This window comes from Nostoc sp. FACHB-892, assembly GCF_014698795.1.
Classification (GTDB): domain Bacteria; phylum Cyanobacteriota; class Cyanobacteriia; order Cyanobacteriales; family Nostocaceae; genus Nostoc.
Genome location: NZ_JACJTR010000011.1, coordinates 15081 through 34350, shown reverse-complemented (window position 1 = coordinate 34350; position 19270 = coordinate 15081). Strand labels below are relative to the sequence as shown.

The window sequence follows — 19270 nt, the reverse complement described above, 5'->3', positions numbered from 1 at the left end:
TAGAAGATGCTACTTAAACAACTATGTAACTGAAAAACTAATGAATCAAAATACAGTACAACCTGGTCTTTTTGGATTAGCTAGATCCAATAGGGATTTCTCTCAGGCGAATAGTTGGGGAAAAAATCAATTCAATAATTCCTTTCCTGCTGCATTAGCTTGCTATATGCATAGTCAAGGGCTACAGCTAGTTTATCTAACTCTTGATAAAAACCTAAAAATTAAACATGAAAAAATCGATGTAACTGATATTTTTGGTATTGCACCACTATCTTCAAACTTATTTTTTGCATTTGAAAGCGATTATGTTCCTTATAGAAAACTAGTAGTAGGAAGATTACCAAGAGTAGATTTAGTTACATTAAATACTTTTAATCGTGATACTTGCTTGCGTAGTATAGAAATTAAATTAACAGCTTTACCAGATAATTCAACTTGTCGCTTACCCGATCATAAATACGGCTGTGAAATTGTTACTCGTCCAGATACCATAGTATATTTAACATTAAGTATTGCCGATAAATTTCAAGATTCTAGAGAAGAAATACTTAAATATCTTGATCCTGTTTGTAGTGAAATTAGTGATTGGATTAGTATTCGTAATATGCTTCCTTATATTTCAAAATTGACAGAAAGCCTAAATCATTTCCTTTATGACCATATAGAAATGCAATCTCCATTAGTAATGCAGCCAGTATGGAAAACTGTAGGTAAAACATCAAAATTATATGAAAACTGTTTAAATATATTCATTTGGAGTGATTTTGGTTTTACTAGGTTATTTTTTGATATTACAAAAAGATTACCAATTGGGACAGAAAGTATTCAACGTCATACACGAACTGTAATATGACTGGCAAAAATGTTATATGAATTTGCCAAAAATGGTAAAATACCATACGCATCAATAATTGATATACTGACGTATTATACCAAGAATGATAAAGCTTTTGCGTTAAGTGGATTAAATACTCACCCTTATATGATTTGTGATGAATTAATTAAACCTAGAATTAGGAAAGAAGAGATTGGGAATATTATCTCAGGTGGAGGACAAAATTACTTAAGTCTTGAGAGAATATTTGATGGTATTATCCTAAGTAATCCTGAGATATTTGATGAAAAATTAAAAGAGATATAAAGGTATGAAAGACAAGTCTAGAAATGAGATAAAAAGTTCTTCACTTAGAGTTTTAGACCTTTTTGCTGGTTGTGGAGGGTTATCTTTAGGCTTTCAAAATGCTGGCTTTGATATTATAGCAGCATTTGATAATTGGAAACAAGCTATAGATGTTTATCAAAAAAACTTTAGCCATAAAATTTTCGATTACGATCTTAGTAACTTAAATAAAAACTATCAAATTTTTAGAGAAATACGTCCTGAAATTATTATTGGTGGCCCCCCTTGTCAAGATTTTTCTAGTGCCGGAAAACGTGATGAAGATTTAGGAAGAGGGAATTTAAGTATTGTATTCTCTGAGATAGTTACAAGTGTTCTTCCTCAGTGGTTTGTGATAGAGAACGTAGACCTATTTCATAAAAGCAATAAATATAAAGAGGCTAGACAAATCTTGAAAGCTGCTGGATATGGTTTAAGTGAAATAATTTTGGATGCTAGTCTGTGCGGTGTACCTCAAAAGCGAAAAAGGTTTTTTTGCTTTGGAGAGTTACAAGGACAAGACGAAAGTCTAAAACCTTATTTGAAAAAAAGGTTAGCAGATAAACCAATGACCATTAGAGATTATCTGGGAAATAAATTGGAAATTCAATACTACTACAGACATCCAAGAAGTTACCAAAGAAGAGGAATTTTTAGTATTGATGAACCCAGCCCAACAGTAAGAGGAGTTAATCGTCCTATTCCTAAAACTTATAATAAACACCCTAAAGATCCAGTCCCCGTTACAGACAACTTGCGCCCATTGACTACCATTGAAAGAAGCTACTTGCAAACGTTTCCTGAAACATTTATTTTTGAGGGAACAAAAACAGACCTTGAACAAATGATAGGAAATGCTGTTCCAGTTAAGCTTGCAGAGTATGTTGCTCAAAGTATCCTTGAATATATTAAAGATAATTTAAATAAATCTATAAAAGCTATTGAAAAAACTTATGTTTTAGAACTCAGTTAAGATAAGCAAATTGAACAACTATATCTTTTCTAACAGATCATCAAGCTGATAGCTAATATGCTAAATTTTCTTAGCTATTGGTTAACATTATCAATGTTAGTCTACGTTATTTATGAAATCATGTTTTGCGAATTCAAATATGAACGTCAAATCTATAACTACGTCTGAGAATAATGTTTTGTTGAGTATAAAGTAAAAACGCTCATTGTATTGAGCCTACCATAAAATGTAAGCTAATAGATTCAGCTTAATTTTATGAATGGGATTATTATTATTTAAGAAAAGTTGAGTATGGAAAATTTAATGGAAGAAAGTAAATTTAAACAATGGTTAGAAAAGGAGGTAGGTCTTAAAGCTAGATCATCTCGTGATATTATATCTCGCTTAAAACGAGCAAATAGATTTATTAATGTTAGCTTATTTATAACATCTGAATCATGCAATTTCTGAACTTTCTCATCAACCTAATTTTCAAGAGCTTAGTTATCATACTAAATCACAACTTCGCCGCTCCATCAAATTTTTTTTCAAATTCCGTGCTTATAACAGTGTTAATAATATAATCAGCGAAAAAAATTAGAAATCAGTTATTACAATAAAATGGGAGATTTCATTCAATAGTTTAAATCTCCCAAAGTGTTTTTACTTTATTCATTAGTTTAACTCATATTTATCAAAGTGTACATCAAGTTCTTAGCGAAACTTTTTGCATGAATGATTATCATTCTAAAAAACTGGTAATTTTATTTTTTGGAAGTTCAAAAGGGAGATGGAGTATAAACAATGCCCTATAGACATTGGGCACAAATGCTTATTAGCTGCGTCAACTATCTTAATTTGTCTATTTTAGTTTAGTTTTTCTGGTGCAAAAGTTCCATCAGTAGGGAACAAACAACTACCAACTCATCAATTCTGTACTAAGCATAAATACTTGTAGACTATATGGTTAGTAGATTCAATCGTAAAAGCGAACAATGGCGTGTGTGGGTAGCTAATGCATCATTCAAATCTATGAAATCACCTTTTATTGTTCAGAATTGGCGGCGACTACTCAAGTCTCTTTTTCCGATTCTCGTTTTAACATCTTTTATTACCGTATTGTTGGTGGACAGTTTCACCCCTGCTGTCGCACAGTTACCCCGTCAGGAAATTCGCGGGGTTTGGATGACCAACAATGATTTTGACACCCTCAAAAATCGGGAAAAAGTGCAGGATGCGGTGAGTCAATTACGACGGCTGAACTTCAACACAATCTATCCTGTGGTGTGGAATTCTGGCTATGTAATGTATCCTAGTGCGATCGCACAACGTGCAGGTATTCAACCTTTTGTCTACAAAGGTTCAGATGGACATGATATTCTTGCAGACCTGATTAACCAAGCTCATCGCAAAGGACTGCTGGTGATTCCCTGGTTTGAGTTTGGGTTCATGGCTCCCCCAACTTCAGAATTGGCACTGAATTATCCTAATTGGTTCACACAAAAGCGGGATGGTAGCCAAACTTCCATTAGTGCGGCTGGTGAGGTTATGTGGCTCAATCCGTTCCATCCGCAAGTGCAACAGTTCATCACCAATCTAGTGTTGGAAACTGTCACCCAATATGATGCCGATGGCATTCAGTTTGACGATCACATGAGTTTGCCCCACGAATTTGGCTACGACAAATATACAGTTGCTTTGTACACCAAAGAAACGAAGAATCCTCCCCCAACTAATACCCAAGATGAGGCATGGATAAAGTGGCGGGCAGATAAAATTACAGCGTTCATGGTACAACTTAACCAAGCTGTGAAACAGAGAAAACCCCAGGCGATTTTCTCTGTTTCTCCTAATTACTATGATTTTGCTTACAAGTTTCACCTGCAAGATTGGCTGAGTTGGATACGGCAAAATATTGTTGACGAGTTAATTGTGCAAGTTTATCGTCCTGATCTGCAAAGTTTTGTAGCAAATATTTCCCGCCAAGAAATTCAAGAAGCACAACAAATAATTCCAACTGGAATTGGCATTATGACAGGGTTACGAAATAATCCAGTTCCCATGCAGCAAATTAAGTCTCAGGTGCGGGCTGCTCAAGAACGTGGTCTAGGCGTAACCTTCTTTTATTATGAGAGTCTTTGGAATGATGCTCTAGAACCTTTAAATGAGCGACAAGCTGGATTTCAAAGTCTCTTTCCATCTTCAGCACTCCGTGCCAAAGTTGAATAATTTTTTTGTTGAATTTGAGTTCACTGTAGACGATAAAATCATCTAGGTTATTTAGGTGCGCCTAAGGCTTCTCGGTTTTTTCATAACTGCAACCATTTTAGTGACAAATGCTTTGTATGAGATATTAAGAAAACATCTCAAAATTACCCGATTTATCTTTGAGCTAAAGACTATTAATACCAGGCCTATTTCATTCTCATCTAGCCCGCCTCAGAATGAATTCTGAGTCTAATAGCGAAAGTCATCTAAAAAATGACTGAAAAAAGGTTCTAGTCCGTTTTAACGGACTTTAGCTATTAGCCTAGAACTTTAGTTTTAGGTTGTTTATGTATAGAATGAAATAGGCTTACTATTAATAGCAACAAGTAAAATAAAGATCAAAGATAACGGTAGAACTACTAAATCTGTATGTCTCAAGTTTCTATTATCATTCCTACTTTAAATGAAGCAACTAACTTAGGACGTACATTGCGCCAACTGACTTTACTTAATCCTCCTCCTTCTGAGGTGATAGTGGTAGATGGTGGCAGCCAAGATCAGACGGTGAAAGTTGCAAAGCAAATTTTTGAGTCATTTAATCAAACTTTGAATGTACAATTTCTTTTATCTGAACAACCAGGGCGTTCTCTTCAGATGAACTATGGAGCATCAGCAGCAACTGGAGATATTCTTTGCTTTCTTCATGCAGATACTTGGGTTCCAGATGATTTAATTATCGTCATTAACAAGACCCTGGCAGAGCCTACGGTTGCCTGTGGGGGGTTCATTTCTCTGATGTCAGGATCTCAAACAACTCGTTGGGGTATCTCTCTACATAATTATCTAAAAACTTACTACGCACCACTGTTATTTAAGCCTCACCTATTCTTTCGAGGATTGCGTCTGTTGTTTGGAGATCAAGTAATGTTCTGCCGTCGGATTGATTTTTGGGATTGTGGCGGATTTGATGAGGGATTGCCGATTATGGAGGATGGAGATTTATGTCTGAAGTTAGTTAAAAAAGGACGTATTTATTTGGTAAATCGTATTGTTCATTCCTCAGATCGTCGCGTAGCCAAATGGGGCAGCTTCAAAGCAACCGCAATTTACCTTTATATTGGGTTTTTATGGGGGATTGGCGTTAATGCAAATTATCTTAAACAGTTTTATCAAGATATTCGCTGATTTAAGCTCCAGTCATAGTGAAGATAGGATATCCGCGTTGAAGCATTAAGGGGATAGTCTGTTTTCAAGTATGAGCGAATGTATTCGGGAACGGAGGGTGCAACTTTTAAAAAATCCTGACGATACCACTTCAAAATTTTATTACAGTAAAGTGTTTTGCTCTCGATATCATAACGGACTTTTTCAGGGTTATTTATGAAACGACGCGCATCTTCATCTAATTGCTGACTGACTTGCTCAGGAAAGTAAGCTCCCGAACGTAGTAAAGGACAACCAACTGAAGCACAAACGATCGCAAAATGAATTCGCGGCTCCCGCAATTTGTCCCGTAAAATAGAGTTCTCAATTTCAGTTAAACTATAACTTTCCCCAAAGATATAATAAGCGCGACGTTGGAAGAACCACAAAAAAGCTAACCAGTTGGGAATCCCTAAAATTCGCGGACGAATCGACTCTATCGGGTATCTCTCTAAAATTGTCGAAATGGTGAACGCATTGTAAAGATTAATCCACAATGCCAATTGTTCGAGATTGTTGCTATTAGATTTAAAAACCAGATTTCTTTCGCTCGATAACCAATCTGCAATTGCTTGGGGTTGCTCTTTTTTCCAAGCTACATAGTCTACACAACCCTCTTGATCAACATACTGACGCAACAACCTGTCCCAAGGTTCAAAATCAATCATTATCGCTGTGTTTATATATTAGCTGTTTTTTTTACTTATAACAATCAAAACCGAGAAAATAGGGGCATTAAAAGTAGGTTTTTTTAAGCTTCTCAGTAATTTTCTCTTTCACGAATGATTTAAGATTGCTATACATTATAAAGTTAATAGAAAATTAAGTCTAGATAATTTTTTTGACTTGCCTTAGTAAAAGTTTGTTTGTGCGTAACGTTATTTTATTCTGTTACTAGTATTTTTATCAAGACAGCAAGAGGAAAGTTCGTAATTTATTCATCTTCATTTCAAATACCTCTTCAATTATAAGAAAGCCTCTAAGCTAGAGGGTGTTAGAGACTAGGAACTTTGTTATCTGCTTTTATAAAAGCTACCTCTATCACCAAACCTTTGCCTCTAACTATGGAGTAGTTGAAGGCATATATGGATAATCGTACAAGTTAAGTTTATATGTAACTACTGATACAAAGCAAAAATACTACGATTATGCAATCTAAAATTCCAGCAGGGCTAATATCTTAATTTCTCACTCTAGGTGTACAAAGCTTAATTTAACGCTGAAACTTCTGATAGATTATAAAAGATTTTTTTTGGGTTACAACCTTAGATGTCTCAGTATTAACTAATGGAATTATAAAAGGATTGACTGCAATGGAAAATATCAACGCGGCAAAAATGACAGAGCGTTATACTGCTTTGGCTATTGGAATCGCTTATTTACTTTTAGGTTTAGCTGGCTTTGTACCAGCTTTAGTTTCATTGCCAGGAACAAACGAATCTTTTATTCCACTTGATGAATCTACTGGCGCTTATTCTGCGGGTTTTGGTTATATCTTTGGCTTAATTCCTACCAATTTCTTACATAACCTTATACGTTGTGCTGTAGGATTGTTTGGAATTACTTCTTACAGTAATGTTACCACTGCACGCTTGTTTAACCGTGCTTTTGCAATTTCTTATGCTTTGCTAGCTGTCATGGGATTGTTGCCTTTCGCTAAGACATCTTTTGGTTTAATGCCACTGTTTGGTTACAATGTTTTGCTCAATGCATTAGCAGCGATCGCAGCTGCTTATTACAGCCTTGTCATACCAGCTAAAGCCAAGGGCGTTAATGTAGCCGAAAATATTTAACATCTTTTTGTATCCAATAAAATTTGGTGGCAGAAATTATTTTTTCTGCTACCAAATCTTATCCCAAGCTGCTAAAATCTCCCACACATGGCAGATGTATCTATCAATAGAGATTCATTAAGCAAGAATTGAACTTTATGGATGCAAAACAACTAAGTCAAGAACTGCGTCAAGGAAAAAACCCTCACATGAGCCGGAGATGAGCAATTATTGGCTTGTCTATGCTTGGGGGTTCAATGGGACAACTTGTGACGCTCTACCAAACAGGGATTGTTAACCACCTCCCTGATCCGCCAATCCCCATATTTGATGCAGATCGAGTTGATGCATCTAACTACGCTTACAGCCGATTTAACTCACCTGATGGGTCAATCATGGTAGTTACTTATGCGCTCACTGCTTGGCTGGCTGCTGCCGGAGGACTAGATCGGGCACGGCGCAATCCATTTATACCAATTGCAATGGGCGTTAAGCTCGTGTTAGACACTGCGGTTTCTGCCAAGTTAGCTCAGGAAGAATGGAGCGAGAACAAAGCCTTTTGTGAGTACTGCCAAGTTGCAACAGTTTGTTCTATCGCGTCGTTAGTGCTTGCAGTACCCGAAATTATTGCTGCTATTCGCACCCTCCGGGGAAAACCTGACAAAAACATCGCAGCAAGCAGCAGTATGCAGTAATCAAAGGACTAAAGCAATACAACTCAAGCCAATAAACCCAGCAAAGTTTTAGAATTTTTCTCTCTGTGTTCTCTGTGCCTCTGCGGTTCGTTTTATATCCTCCGGTGTAGTGTCAGTTAGTTGCTGATTGAGGCGATCGCAATGACACAAAACAACAATCCTCCTGGCTGGACAAGACGACAACTACTCCGGTTCGGGTTAGCAGGGATGACTTTACCACTCGCTGCCTCTCAACTATCCAATTGCCAAAAGTGGAAGTTATTAGTTATGGAAAGCTCAAAGCAAGTTGATTATAGAGCTACTGAAGGACAGTTGTTATCCCGCCCAACTCGCCCCACAACAACTGCTTTGACCGGGTTACACTCACTAGGGCTGGATGGGCAGCGAGATGGTTTTGTCTATGTACCTGAAAGCTATCGGACAGATCAGCCTGCTCCACTGGTGTTGATATTGCATGGAGCCGGAGGCGATGCGGAGGGTGCGCTAAAAATCCTTTATCATCTAGCAATTCGCATTGCGACAATTCTGTTGGCAGTAGACTCACGCCAACAAACTTGGGATATTATTCGGGGTAGCTATGGTCCTGATATTGCCTTTATCGATCGGGCACTAGCACAAACTTTCAGTCATTATGCGATCGCTCCGAACCAAGTAGCGATCGCCGGTTTCTCTGATGGTGCTTCCTACGCCCTTTCGGTTGGCATTTAAAGCTGGGGCGAGATGCTTTTTATTCGGAAACTTTTGGGAATGAAATGAAATTTTCCAAACTGATGTAGTTGGGGCGCTGAACGGCCCGATTAATATGATAACCGTAGGTCAGGCGATCGCTAAACTTGGCGGTAAGCATACAACCAATCTCCGAATTCCGATAAATGAAGATGTAACAATATGAATGCAAGCCGACGCATTCACAATGCAAGCTATTGCCAAATTGAATTCGCTACGAATTAATGAAATGCTGTATTAAGGATAGACATGGAAAGAGAGATTAAAGATTCACATGGAATTACATGGACTTGTATTCAAGCATTTTCAGGTCTTTCTGACATTTCAAAAGCTCAAGATGCAGCTGAAGTCGAAGGAGAACCAGATACTTACTGGGTTGTCTGTACTCCTAGTGGCGGCGCACAGTCTATACGGCTGAAGTTAAAAGGCAAATGGGAAGAAGAATACTCTGATGAGGCGTTACTCAAGGAAATTAAAACGCAGCAATAATTGGCGTTGTTGATTAAAAAGGGAGAATAAGCCTTTCAAAATTCTCCTTTTTAAAAAGGATTTAAAGTTTTGGCTACCTCAAGTACCATTTTTAAAACAACCTCTAAGACGCACAAGAAAAAGTAATTGATTTTATGACAAATACAGTAATTATTACAGGTGCATCGCAAGGAATTGGCAAAGCTACAGCATTATTGTTTGCCCGTCATAACTATAATGTTGTGTTAGCAGCTCGTCAACTTGACCGTTTAGAAGCTGCTGCTGCACAGATACGGGAACTTGGACAAGAAGCGATCGCTATTTCTTGCGATGTCAAAGATCCTTTACAAGTAAACAACCTGATTCAGAAAGGAATAGATCATTTTGGTCACATAGACGTATTAATTAATAATGCAGGTATCTTTTGCTTAGGTCCCGTCGAGGATTTTAGCTTAGATGATTGGCATGAGATAATTGATACCAATTTGTGGGGCTACATCCATACTATTAATGCCATTCTGCCCCATTTCTTAGAACGTCGCAAAGGAACCATTGTTAATGTTAGTTCTATTGGTGGTATAGAACCGATTCCTTATCACATTCCTTACACAACCACTAAATACGCCATAACTGGGTTGACAAAATCGTTACACGCAGAGTTATCACCTAAAGGCATTCACGTTAGCGGAATTTATCCCAGTTTTATCAGTACTCAACTGATGGAACGAGCAATATTTCGCGGTAAGGACGAAGAAGCGGCTCAAGCGCGTTTTGAGTTGGTAGGTAAAGCAATTCAAGCTCCTGTACTAGAAAAGCCTGAAGATGTAGCAAAATCAATTTGGGAAGCAGTAAAAAATCAGCGTTCTGATGTCATAGTAGGCACAGCAAACTTTTGGAAAGCTGTTTATCACTTGTCTCCTAATTTGATGCAGTCAGCTGTTCGCCGCCTCTTTGGTATGGAAGAACGAACAGGCAGGGGAGCAGGGGGCAGGGAGCAAGGGGGAGAGAAATAAATAAGTGTATTCAGGGATATTCAGGTAGTAAAAATTACTAAAATTTTCTCTTTGCTCCCTCTGCTGATTTCACGATGATCTCACTTTTCGCGTTGCTCTTCTCCCCTGCCCCCTGCCCCTTTTCCTCTTCTTTGACTCTGCCATTGGAAGTAACAACCAAGGTAGAGGTTATGGCAACAACTTTTCAGTAGTGTAGAGGCTTAAAGTAACTTGGAAATTTCTCAATGGCATATCAGGGTGTAATTTTGGATGTCGATGGGACGCTTGTTATCAGTAATGATGCCCATGCTCAAGCCTGGGTAGAAGCATTTGCAGCATTTGGCTATGAGGTAGAGTTTGAGCAAGTTCGACCACTGATTGGCATGGGAGGCGACCAGATTATTCCTAAGTTTGCGCCAGGACTTTCTGATCAAGAAGGAAAAGGTAAGGAAATCGCCGACAAACGCAAAGAACTGATCATCAACAAGTTTGGGGCAAATTTGACTCCCGCTAATGGTACGCGGCAACTAATATTGAAGATGCAGGATCAGGGGTTGCGTTTAATCATCGCTACTTCAGCAACGAGTCAAGAACTGTCAGTGTTGCTCAAAGCTGCACAAGTCGATGATTTACTCAGTCAGGATGAGGCAGCAACATCTAGTGATGCCGAAGCTTCCAAACCTGCTCCAGATATTGTGGAAGCGGCTTTGAGTCAGTTGAAGATGCAGCCATCCGAGGTAGTAATGCTGGGCGATACTCCCTACGATATTGAGTCTGCAAATAAAGCTGGTATTGGCGTGATTGCGTTTCGTTGTGGTGGTTTTGATGATAGTCAGTTAAAAGATGCGATCGCAATTTACAATGATCCTGCTGATTTGTTAGCACATTATGACACCTCACCTCTAGCAAGCAAAGCAATGACGAGCAAATAATTATTTAAAAATGCCGCCGTTTACTAGTTTGGCCAGTTGCCAATTTTTCCAGCCATGTTGATGCTTCTTTGTACAGTTTGAACTGGCTTTCACTGGCACGAAACTCTTTTGTGTGAACCATTCTTCTGCCCTGAACCCAATTTGTGCCGTGGTACTTGTGCAGCAATTCATGATACAAGACAAACTCACTCACAAATTCAGGGACACTGCCATTATCAAGGGTCAAGCTGATCACTACCCGATCTCTAGCTGGCTCATAGTGCCCAAACTTCCGGTAAGTGTTAATTTGGCTCCATGCAAGACGCGGTTTGGCAAGAGTTGCAGCAAAATATTCACGGTTTAGTTTGTCAAATAAGTCATTTAGGTTATAAAACTTACCTTGTGGGTTTTCTGCAATTACTTCCGCAATTAAATCAAGCTCTAGCAGTACATTACTGTATTCTTCAGAACTGGCAAACGATCTAATTAGTCGCGTATTATCTTGATTTCTCCCAAAAAGAGCAGATTCTACTAATGCTGTCAGTACTTCTTCTGACGCATTAATGAATCCCTCATTAACAATAATGTGAGCAGCATCACCAGACCTTTTAACTTTGTATAAAAGTGCAAAGCTAGTGAATTCAATCATTAGTTTTACTGACTCTTCTCTATGTTTTATTAACATTTTTCTAGCAATCTGCTGCATACAACAAGTACTTTCCAGGTGAAGTTGCAGGTTAACTTCGTCCGTTAAAAACTTCATCCAAGAGTAGATTTGCCGCGATGAACGACTTAGGTTTGCTGGTGTTGCTTGTTTGTTAAAACATATTTCTTCAATTGCTGTTACTGTTTTTACTAAAGTCTTTGTTATTTGTTGAGTCTGTGCAGATTTTAGAGTAGAATTAGATACTAAATTAAAAATGGATTGCAAAATAATATTCTGTTGTGTTTTAATATTTTTTAATTGGATATTATTAATGTTCATTTATCATGTTATTGTTTCGGATTTTCGGATAAAAATTTATTACAAAACCAATCATTAGAAACTTTTCTTTCAATAGGTTAAATATAGCTCTATTGAAGTAAACTTCCTCCAGTATCAGAAGCGATCGCTTCATAGTCGGCTTAAACTCCAGCACAAACGTGGCCAGGCTAAAGCAGGGCGCTATATTGCACGAAACCCCCCATTCCTAGACATATTGATATAGCAGTCCTAAATCCAGGGCTATTTCATTCTCATTTAGTCCGCCTCAGAATGAATTCTAAGTCTAATAGCGAAAGTCGTCTAAAGACGACTGAGAAAAAGTTATAGTCCGTTAAAACGGACTTTAGCTAAAAGTCAAAGAACTTCAGTTCTGGGCGGTTTCTGTCTAGAACGAAGAACCGTTATAACACTTGATCTTTTTGTGCTACTAAGCAAGACGACGTAACACCATGATAGAACGGTCTGTAACTGGCACAGTTTGCTCACCCATAACTAATTTTCCTGGGCTAAGGAAGCGAGATTCGTTGGTGTCAATAACTATTTCCCATTCCCTGTCATTGAGAACATTGGGTAAGGCAAACTCAAGCGTTTCGTAGTGAGCATTAAAAAATAGCAAAAAGCTTTCATCAATAATCCGTTCACCACGGCGGCCAGGAGTAACAATGCCCTCGCCATTCAAGAAAATTTCCATAGCTTTGGCATAACTAACTAGCCACTGCTTTTCAGTCATTTCGCTACCATCGGCATTAAACCAACCAATATCATTGATCCCAAAACCGTGAATAGGACGGCCTTGAAACCACTTACGCCGTCTAAATACTGGATGCTTATGACGAAAATCAATCAGTTCGCGGCTAAAATCTAGTAGTTCGGAATTAGACTTTTGTAAACTCCAATCACGCCAAGAAATTTCATTATCTTGGCAGTAAGCATTGTTATTACCCTTCTGAGTGCAACCAATTTCATCTCCTGCTAGTAGCATGGGTACGCCTTGAGACAGCATTAGAGTTGCTAAAAAGTTGCGTCGCTGACGTTCCCGTAAACGGATGACATCTGGGTTATCGGTTTCTCCTTCTACACCGCAATTCCAAGAGCGGTTATGGCTTTCCCCATCCCGGCTATCTTCGCCGTTGGCCTGATTATGCTTTTCGTTGTAGCTGACCAAATCATTGAGCGTGAAGCCATCATGAGCAGTGATGAAATTAATACTGGCACTGGGATTACGCCCGTTTGCTTGGTAAAGGTCAGGGCTGCCAGTAAAACAGTAAGCAAATTGTCCCAGGCTATCATCCTCACCACGCCAAAAATCCCGGACAGTATCACGATATCTGCCATTCCATTCAGACCAACGTAAAGGAAAATTGCCAACTTGATAACCGCCTTCTCCCAAATCCCAAGGTTCAGCAATCAGCTTCACATCTGCCAGAACTGGATCTTGATGAATAATATCAAAAAAAGCCGCGAGATTATCTACTTCATATAGTTCTCGCGCTAATGCTGAAGCTAAGTCAAAGCGAAAGCCGTCAACATGCATTTCTGTTACCCAATAGCGCAGGCTATCCATGATTAACTTCAAAACTTGGGCATGACGCACATTTAAAGAGTTGCCGCAGCCTGTGAAGTCCATGTAGTAACGGGAATTATCTTTGACCAAGCGGTAGTACACGGCATTATCGATGCCTCGCAACGATAATGTTGGCCCTAAATGATTGCCTTCGCCAGTGTGGTTATAAACTACATCTAAAATTACTTCAATGCCTGCAGAGTGTAAGTCCTTGACCATCTGCTTAAACTCGGTCACTTGTTGTCCAAGTGAGCCACTAGCACTGTAACCAGAGTAGGGTGTCAAAAAATTAATGGAATCGTAGCCCCAATAATTTTTGAGTCCTTTATCCGCCAGAAATCCTGGAGAGGATAAAAAGTGATGCACAGGCATCAATTCCACAGATGTAATTCCTAGTTGTTGAAGATATTGAATTGCGGCTGGATGTGCTAGCCCTGCATAAGTACCACGTAATTCTTCTGGAATTCCTGGGTGTAACTTAGTAAAGCCTTTAACGTGAGTTTCATAAATAATAGTTTCGTGCCACGGTATGGAAAGTAGTTTGTCGTCTCCCCAATCAAAAGACTGATCGACAACAATACACTTCGGCATAATTTCGGCATTATCTAAATCGGAAAAAGCTAAGTCTTGTTCTGGTGCATCTAAAGAGTAGCCAAAATTAGCTGGATTATCGCTAAAGTCCCCATCAATTGCCTTAGCATAGGGATCAATTAGTAGTTTATTAGGGTTAAATCGATGACCAAGTTCTGGGGCCCAAGGGCCATGTACTCTAAACCCATAGCGTTGTCCAGGCCCTACTCCTGGTAGATAAGCGTGCCAAACAAAGTTATTTTTTTCTGTTAAAGGCAAGCGAATTTCATGATTATCAGCATCAAATAAACAAAGTTCTACACCTGTTGCATTTTCGGAAAATAAAGCAAAGTTCGTGCCTTTACCATCCCAACTAGCACCCAAAGGGTATACATTCCCAGGCCATACAGCTACATACATAAAGGAATTACCAAGAGATAATTTTACTGTTAATAACGAATCTGAAGATGTGTTTAAAAATAACTTATATAACTTAATCTCAAGATTAAAGCTTATATATTTATTTAGATTAACTATGAAAAGAAGTGTTTTGGATTTCGGACACTAATAAAATTTTTATATTATTAATTTACAATATTGAGAGCGTCCTTATTCTGTTGGACTCATAAATATGTTAACAAGTCTATTTACAAGATATTTTAAGCATCATAAATTTACGAAAAATAGCAAATAGCTACATCTACCAAAATGAATAAATTTATTTATATCAGCGTGTATATTTACTTAAAGCATCTTTTGTGAAACTCTCATATCGATTTTCTATTAGCTTATTGTTGTAGCATTTATCTGCGATCGCAGGCATGATCTACAGTATAAGATGTCAAATATGGGTTACTTTTAGCGAATGCACGATCGTTGTAGAAGAAATAACTTTACTACATCAGCCCTCTGTCTTCGTACTCTTTTTTAACAAAGATATTGTTATGAGCCAGTATATTTTCAGTAGCCTCACGGCTGATGAAGAACTGAATTTTTCTGATGAAACAGAGGTTTTTGTCTTCCCTACTTCTTTTGCCCAGCAGCGATTGTGGTTTCTCGACCAATTAGCATCGGGCAATCCATTTTACAATGTGTCAACAGCACTTTGCCTGAAAGGTTCCCTCAACTTTACCGCTTTAAAGCAGACATTCAACGAAATTGTTCGTCGCCACGAAACCTTACGCACTACGTTTGTGATCGTAGAACAGCAACCAGTGCAAGCGATCGCACCTAGCTTAACCATACCTCTTCCCTTAATAGATATACGCAATTTCGATCAAGAATGTGAGATACAAGTACGGCGCATTGCAACCGCAGAGGCTCAACATCCTTTCAATCTCACCACCGGGCCATTGCTGCGAGTGAAACTCCTACAAGTAGATGAAGCAGAATATGTGCTGTTACTAAATTTACATCACATTGTTGCCGATGGCTGGTCAATTGGGGTGCTGATTAGAGAACTGGGGATATTATATAAAGCTTTTGTAGAAGATAAGGGATGTCTGATGTCTACGCTTCTGCCAGAATTACCCATTCAGTATGCAGATTTCGCTCAATGGCAACGGGAGTGGCTGCAAGCAGTGGGGGAAAACGGCTGTTCGCCTTTACAAACGCAGTTAGCTTATTGGCGAAAGCAATTAGACGGGATTTCGGTGCTGGATCTCCCCACCGATCGAGTAAGACCAGTAGTTCCAACCTATAGGGGTGCAAAACAATTTTTAGAACTACCACACTTCTTAACTCAAGCGCTAGAGACACTTAGCTACCAAGAAGATGTAACCTTGTTCATGACAATGCTTGCAGCGTTTCAGACTTTGCTTTATCGCTATACGCAGCAAGAGGATATTGTAGTAGGTTCAGCGATCGCTAATCGCAACCGTAGCGAACTAGAAGGATTAATTGGTTTTTTTGTCAATAGTTTGGTGCTACGTAGCGATTTATCAGGGAACCCGACATTTCGAGAATTATTAAATCGAGTGCGAGAGGTAACTTTGGGAGCATACACTCATCAGGATTTGCCCTTTGAAAAGCTGGTGGAAGAACTTCACCCAGAGCGAGATTTGAGCCGCCATCCCTTATTTCAAGTCGTATTTAGTCTGCAAAATACTCCCATTGAAGCACTAGAGTTACCTGGGTTGAAGCTTTCGTTATTCGATTTCGACAGTAAAATTGCAAAGCTTGATTTAGAGTTCCATCTGTGGCGAGACTTGGAAACTCTCAAAGGGGAAGTGGTGTATAGCACCGATTTATTCGATCAAAGCACCATTACGCGAATGCTGGGGCATTTCCAAATGCTGTTAGAAAGTATTGTTGCCAATCCAAAACAGCGTATTTCAGATTTAGCTTTGCTTACTGAAGGAGAACGACAGCAGTTATTAATTGATTGGAATAACACTAAGAAAACGTACCCAGATGGTAAGTGTTTTCATCAGTTGTTTGAAGCACAAGTTGAAAAAAGTCCCGATGCGATCGCACTAGTATTTGGTAATCGACAACTCAGCTACAAAGAGTTAAATATACGTAGCAATCAACTTGCACATTATCTCAAAAAAATAGGTGTACAAACTGAATCTTTAGTTGGTATTTGTGTGGAGCGAACGCCAGAAATGATAATTGGCATATTAGGCATCTTCAAAGCTGGCGGTGCATACCTTCCTTTAGATCCCAGCTATCCTCAAGAGCGTCTTAACTTTATGTTGCAAGATGCACAAGTTTCAGTATTGCTTACACAAGAAAAATTACTTCAAAATTTTACAAAATTCTCGAATCAAATTATTTGTATAGATAAAGATTGGGCAGCTATTACACAACATAGCCAAGAAAACCCAAAGAGTTACCTAACATTTCAAAACTTAGCTTATGTCATCTATACCTCTGGCTCAACAGGGCAGGCAAAAGGTGTTTTAATTGAACACCGAGGATTGTCTAATTTGCTAGCAGATCAGATTGAGGTTTTTAAATTGCAACCGAGTAACCGCATTCTGCAATTCGCATCACTAAGTTTTGATGCCTCAATTTTTGAGATTGTCATGGCATTGGGAATAGGAGCAACCCTTTATTTAACAAATAAAGAATGCCTTATATCTGGAAAAGCTTTGCTCCAACTATTACGTGAAAAATCTATTACCCACGTTACCCTTCCGCCTGCGGTTTTAGCAGTTATACCTACAGAATCATTACCTGCATTACAAACTATTATTAGTGCGGGTGAATCATGTTCTGAGAATATAGTAAAAAGTTGGTGGAATCCTAGCCGTAAGTTTTTTAACGCTTACGGGCCTACTGAAGCAACCGTTTGGTCAACCGTTGCGGAAATTAAATCTGTGAGTGAAAAACCGCCTATTGGCCGCCCAATTGCTAACACTGAAATTTATATATTAGATAAGCATTTACAGCCTGTACCAGTTGGAATTTTAGGCGAATTATATATCGCTGGTGATGGGTTAGCACGAGGCTACCTAAACTGCCCTGAATTAACTGCTAAAAAATTTATTCCCAATCCTTTTAATGGTAAAAAGGGAGCAAGGCTTTACAAGACGGGTGATTTAGCCCAATATCGAATAGACGGTAATATCGAGTTTTTAAACCGCATTGATAATCAAGTAAAAATTCGTGGCTTCCGCATTGAGTTATCAGAAATTGAAACAGTTATAAGACAGCATAATAAAGTAGAAAAAGCAATTGTAATTGCTCAAGGTAATCTATATGATAACAAGCATTTAGTAGCTTACATTGTTTCTAAGTCATCCCAGGAGCAAACAATTATTGAACTACGTCAATTCTTAAAAGAAAAATTACCAGAATACATGATACCAAAAGCTTTTGTACTTCTGGATTCTCTGCCGTTAACGGCTAATGGCAAAGTGGATCATTATGCATTAAAAGCGATTGATAGTCAGAGCCGCTCAATAGATAAAGCTTTTGTTGCTCCTCGTACTCCAACTGAGTCAACCTTGGCAAAAATCTGGGCTGAAGTGCTTAATGTTGAGAATGCAGGTATTCATGATAACTTCTTTGATTTGGGAGGAAATTCGCTACTGGCTATACGTTTATTAGACCAGATAAACAAGCAGTTTGAGCGTGATTTACCCTTATCTAATCTATTTTTAAATCAAACAATTGAAAGTTTAGCAATTTATCTATCTTCTAAAACAGATTCTCTCGCGTGGTCTCCTTTGGTTACGATTCAACCGAATGGCTCAAATCCCCCTTTCTTTTGCGTCCATCCAATATTTGGTGTTGTCTTCCCTTATTATGAATTAGCTCATCAATTGGGGAAAAACCAACCTTTTTATGGACTACAGCCTATTGGAATTGATGGAGAAACTCCACTAAATCGCATTGAAGATATGGCTAGCCACTACATTAAAGCATTACGCTCAGTACAACCGAAAGGTCCTTATTTTATAGGAGGTTGGTCTTTTGGAGGTTGGGTTGCTTTTGAGATGGCTCAACAACTCCAAAATTCTGGGGAAGAAGTAGCTCTACTTGCTGTGCTTGACACTGTAGCACCAATTAAGAGCAATCTACCTTCTTTGAATAATGCTTTCAAGTTTATTTTTACTACAGTCGTGCCATATATGTGGCCCTTTTTCCTTGATTATTTGCGTCTAATTACTGCTCCTAGTAAGAACCGTAATTACAGTTTAACTTCTCGATTGACTAATTTTAAGAAGTTGATGCGATCGCTCAAAACAAATCTGTTCTCGCATTTCATCCAAAAAGAGGATACCACACTCAACCTGATATCTGAAGAATCCAAGCGAAGGCTTTTAAGTGAGTCAGCTATTTTTCCTATGCTTCGTGTTTTTTACGCCAATAGCCAAGCAGTTCTAAACTACGTTCCGCAAGTCTACCCTAAGGGAATTAATCTTTTTAGAACAAAAGTTCAGTTAAACATTGCCGAAGAGGAGTCGAGTATGGGTTGGAATAAGTTAGCTATGGGAGGAACTGAAATTCATCATATTCCTGGCAATCACCTAACCATGCTGAGAAAACCCCATATTCAGGTTCTCGCAGCGCAGTTAAGAGCCTGTATTGAGAAAGCACAAACTTTAAAATAAGG

At 38.6% G+C, this 19270-nt stretch carries 13 protein-coding genes and 1 pseudogene; 11 read left to right on the top strand and 3 right to left on the bottom strand.

Annotated elements, in window-relative coordinates:
- Window positions 1-40 precede the first annotated feature (40 nt).
- From H6G96_RS16390 to H6G96_RS16375, 4 genes and pseudogenes are all read left to right on the top strand, one after another.
- Window positions 41-1141, top strand: a pseudogene (locus H6G96_RS16390) (HindVP family restriction endonuclease).
- Window positions 1142-1145: 4 nt separating this feature from the next.
- Window positions 1146-2132, top strand: a complete 987-nt coding sequence (locus tag H6G96_RS16385) for a DNA cytosine methyltransferase (protein ID WP_190912447.1) — start codon at window positions 1146-1148, stop codon at window positions 2130-2132.
- Between the two features lie 942 nt (window positions 2133-3074).
- Entirely contained in the window at window positions 3075-4340 is a 1266-nt protein-coding gene (locus tag H6G96_RS16380) for a glycoside hydrolase family 10 protein (protein WP_190912446.1), read from the top strand.
- Window positions 4341-4748: 408 nt separating this feature from the next.
- Window positions 4749-5504: a TIGR04283 family arsenosugar biosynthesis glycosyltransferase gene (locus tag H6G96_RS16375; protein ID WP_190912445.1), complete on the top strand. Its 756-nt coding sequence runs from the start codon at window positions 4749-4751 to the stop codon at window positions 5502-5504.
- On the opposite strand, the gene H6G96_RS16370 is transcribed toward H6G96_RS16375, so the two are convergent.
- Window positions 5489-6190: a DUF547 domain-containing protein gene (locus H6G96_RS16370; protein ID WP_190912444.1), complete on the bottom strand. Its 702-nt coding sequence runs from the start codon at window positions 6188-6190 to the stop codon at window positions 5489-5491. The two genes, H6G96_RS16375 and H6G96_RS16370, sit on opposite strands and share 16 nt — an antisense overlap.
- Before the next feature lie 645 nt (window positions 6191-6835).
- Between H6G96_RS16370 and H6G96_RS16365 the strand changes: the two genes are divergently transcribed.
- The 6 genes from H6G96_RS16365 to H6G96_RS16340 all read left to right on the top strand — a co-directional run bounded on the left by H6G96_RS16365 (window position 6836) and on the right by H6G96_RS16340 (window position 11107).
- On the top strand, window positions 6836-7315 hold the full coding sequence (locus H6G96_RS16365; RefSeq protein WP_190912443.1) for a DUF4383 domain-containing protein: 480 nt from the start codon (window positions 6836-6838) through the stop codon (window positions 7313-7315).
- A gap of 215 nt (window positions 7316-7530) precedes the next feature.
- A complete protein-coding gene (locus H6G96_RS16360) occupies window positions 7531-7989 on the top strand; it encodes a vitamin K epoxide reductase family protein (RefSeq protein WP_347242244.1) in 459 nt (152 codons plus the stop codon).
- Window positions 7990-8130: 141 nt separating this feature from the next.
- On the top strand, window positions 8131-8697 hold the full coding sequence (locus H6G96_RS41390) for a hypothetical protein (protein ID WP_242063296.1): 567 nt from the start codon (window positions 8131-8133) through the stop codon (window positions 8695-8697).
- Window positions 8698-8964: 267 nt separating this feature from the next.
- Window positions 8965-9204, top strand: a complete 240-nt coding sequence (locus H6G96_RS16350) for a hypothetical protein (RefSeq protein ID WP_190912442.1) — start codon at window positions 8965-8967, stop codon at window positions 9202-9204.
- A 134-nt stretch (window positions 9205-9338) separates the two neighbouring features.
- Entirely contained in the window at window positions 9339-10196 is an 858-nt protein-coding gene (locus H6G96_RS16345; RefSeq protein WP_190912441.1) for an SDR family oxidoreductase, read from the top strand.
- Between the two features lie 224 nt (window positions 10197-10420).
- A complete protein-coding gene (locus H6G96_RS16340) occupies window positions 10421-11107 on the top strand; it encodes an HAD family hydrolase (protein ID WP_190912440.1) in 687 nt (228 codons plus the stop codon).
- A 4-nt stretch (window positions 11108-11111) separates the two neighbouring features.
- On the opposite strand, the gene H6G96_RS16335 is transcribed toward H6G96_RS16340, so the two are convergent.
- Both H6G96_RS16335 and glgX read right to left on the bottom strand, forming a co-directional pair.
- Entirely contained in the window at window positions 11112-12071 is a 960-nt protein-coding gene (locus H6G96_RS16335; protein WP_190912439.1) for a M48 family peptidase, read from the bottom strand.
- Window positions 12072-12498: 427 nt separating this feature from the next.
- Window positions 12499-14625: a glycogen debranching protein GlgX gene (gene glgX, locus H6G96_RS16330; protein WP_190912438.1), complete on the bottom strand. Its 2127-nt coding sequence runs from the start codon at window positions 14623-14625 to the stop codon at window positions 12499-12501.
- A gap of 524 nt (window positions 14626-15149) precedes the next feature.
- Here glgX and H6G96_RS16325 point away from each other — a divergent pair.
- Entirely contained in the window at window positions 15150-19268 is a 4119-nt protein-coding gene (locus H6G96_RS16325) for a non-ribosomal peptide synthetase (protein ID WP_190912437.1), read from the top strand.
- Window positions 19269-19270: the final 2 nt, after the last annotated feature.